This window comes from Ralstonia sp. ASV6, from assembly GCF_016429285.1.
Classification (GTDB): Bacteria; Pseudomonadota; Gammaproteobacteria; order Burkholderiales; family Burkholderiaceae; genus Ralstonia; species Ralstonia flaminis.
Map to the genome: position 1 here is coordinate 1 of NZ_JAELUI010000281.1, position 2,728 is coordinate 2,728.

General features: G+C 65.4%; 2 protein-coding genes. One reads left to right on the forward strand and one right to left on the reverse strand.

Features of this window, described 5'->3' with window-relative positions; genetic code table 11:
- The first annotated feature begins 9 nt into the window (after window positions 1–9).
- On the forward strand, window positions 10–1,866 hold the full coding sequence (locus JHD73_RS27370) for a DEAD/DEAH box helicase (RefSeq protein WP_199033277.1): 1,857 nt from the start codon (window positions 10–12) through the stop codon (window positions 1,864–1,866).
- A gap of 177 nt (window positions 1,867–2,043) precedes the next feature.
- Here the strand turns inward: JHD73_RS27370 and JHD73_RS27375 are convergent.
- Window positions 2,044–2,728, reverse strand: a 685-nt coding sequence (locus tag JHD73_RS27375; protein ID WP_199033276.1) for an SUMF1/EgtB/PvdO family nonheme iron enzyme, incomplete at its 5' end; no start/stop codon positions are given.

A 2,728-nucleotide genomic window follows, 5' to 3' on the forward strand; every position in this document is an offset into this window, starting at 1 on the left:
CTATTCGACATGACGCAGCCTCAAGACGGCAGCGGCGCTATTGCGCACGCTGAAAACACCGACACCCCGAATTCCGACGCACTGCTGGCCGACGCCGCAACCCGCGCCAACGCCTTTGCCGAGCTGGGCCTGGACGAGCGCATCGTCCGCGCGCTGGGCGAAGTGAACTACACCACCCCGACACCGGTGCAAGCGCAAGCCATTCCGGCCTGCTTGTCAGGCCGCGACCTGCTGGTCACGAGCCAGACTGGTTCGGGCAAGACCGCAGCCTTCATGCTGCCGGCCATTCAACGCATCAGCGAGCAACCCGAGCCGCAGCGCCCGCGCATGGACGGCCCGCCGCAACGCATGAAGGGTCGCCGCCCCCGCCCGGCTCCGGCCAAGCCGTCGCTGCTGGTGCTCACGCCAACGCGTGAACTCGCCCTGCAGGTGACGACCGCTGCTTCGCAATACGGCCGCCACATGCGCCGCATCGTCTGCGCGAGCATCCTGGGCGGCATGCCCTACCCGAAGCAGCTCGACATGCTGGCCCGCATGCCGGACATCATCATCGCCACACCTGGCCGTCTGCTCGACCACATTGACTCGGGTCGCATTGACCTGTCGGCACTGGACATGCTGGTGTTCGATGAAGCCGACCGCATGCTCGACATGGGCTTTGCTGACGACATCGAAGCCATCGTCGGTGCCACGCCGGCCACGCGCCAGATGCTGATGTTCTCGGCCACCATGGACCGCCGCATCGAGCAACTGGCCGAGCGCATGATGCGTGACCCGCAGCGTATCGAAATCGCTGCTGCCAAGCTTGACCAGAGCAACATTGAAGAGCGCCTGCACTTCACCGACGACGTCTCGCACAAGCAGCAACTGCTCGACCACCTGCTGCGCGATGCATCGCTCAAGCAAGCAATCGTGTTCACGGCCACCAAGCGCGATGCCGACTCGCTGGCCGAGCGCCTGACCGAAACCGGTTTTGCCGCTGGCGCCCTGCACGGTGACATGCACCAAGGCGCGCGCAACCGCACGCTGACCGCACTGCGCCGTGGTCACCTGCGCATCCTGGTGGCCACCGACGTGGCAGCCCGCGGCATCGACGTGCCGGACATCACGCACGTGGTCAACTTCGACCTGCCCAAGCAGGCCGAAGACTACGTGCACCGTATCGGTCGCACGGGCCGTGCCGGTCGCAGCGGTATCGCCATCAATCTGGTGAACCACAACGACACGTTCCAATGGCGCCGCATCGAGCGCTTCGTTGATCGCCGCATCGACGCATCCGTTGTGGAAGGCCTGGAGCCGAAGCGCTCGCCCAAGCCACGCACCGGCGGCCCGCGAGCCGGTGGTGACCGTGGCGGCTACCGTGGAAACGGTGGTGGCAATGGCGGCGGCTACCGTGGCCAGCGTGAAGGCTATGCCGCACGCACCGGCAATGGTGGCAACAGCGAGGGCCGCTTCCAACGCAGCTTCGGCGGCGACCGTGATGGCGCAGCACCGCGCCGCGACGGCAACGGCGGTGGCGGTTACCAAGGCGGTCAACGTGACTGGGGCAACCGTGACAACGCCGCCCCGCGTCAGTCGTATGGCCAGCAAAACCGTGGTGACTGGCAACAGCGTCCGGCCCGCACGCAAGATGGCAACCGCGGCTACGGCAACAGCAATGGCGCCGGTTACGGCAACCGTGATGGCAATCGCGAAGGCTACGCCAACCGCGAAGGTGCACCGCGTCGCTTCGGTGACAACAATGGTGGCAGCCGCTTTGGCGATAGCACCGGCACCGGCGCACCGCGTCGCAGCTATGGCAATCGTGATGGCAACCGCGACAACAGCTATGGCAGCAAGGGCCGCCCGCGCGACTTCGATCGTTAATGCATGAAAATGGCCATCCTGCGGGATGGCTTGGTTCACCTTGCTGAAAACCCCACGCCTGACCGCGTGGGGTTTTTCTTTGGGCAACGCTGATTTCGGGTTGTCATTCTTGTTGCCAGGTTGCAGGCGACAAAAAACCCTCGCCGAAGCAAGGGTTGTGTCGGTCGGTTGCGCAACTCAAAGCGCGCAGGTTCGGAAGCCAATGAAGATGTCGTCACGCTCCGGCAGCAAGAACCCACGGAAGCGCGGATGATGGGCGCGTTGCGGCGTGTGGGCGGCCGCGCCCCGCACCGCTTGCATCGTCATGAAATGCGGCGCCGACAGACCTGCCACCCGACCACGCGGTACCCCCGGCACGAAATCCGGATACGGCTCGAACGGTGATGCGGTCCACTCCCACACCTGCCCCCAGTGAAAGCCAGCCCGGCCCTGCACGGCAGCCATTTCCCACTCATCCTCGGTCGGCAGCCGGCGGCCTGCCCAGCGACACCATGCCTGCGCTTCGTACAGACTCACGTGGCGCACAGGCTCGTCGCGATTGAGCGTGCGGGCCTGACCATAGCGCAACGCCTGCCATGTGCGCGTGGCAGGGTCACGCTGCCAACCAAGTGGCGCGGAGCGCTCCTGCATCATCAGCCACTCCATGCCTGCTGGTGACCACCACTGCGGATGGTCGTAGCCGCGATCCTCAATGAACTCCAGGTACTGACCGTTGCTCACCGGTTGCGCGTCGATCTCGAACGCGGGCACGTAGGTGCGGTGCGGCGGGCACTCGTTGTCGAAGAAGAATCCGTCGGCATCGGGCCACCCCATCTGGAAACGGCCACCGTGCAAGGACAGCGTCTGCGCTGCCGGTATAGCC

Excerpts from the sequence above, each read along its gene's own strand:
- JHD73_RS27370 (WP_199033277.1), top strand. The coding sequence starts at position 10 with ATGACGCAGCCTCAAGACGGCAGCGGCGCTATTGCGCACGCTGAAAAC.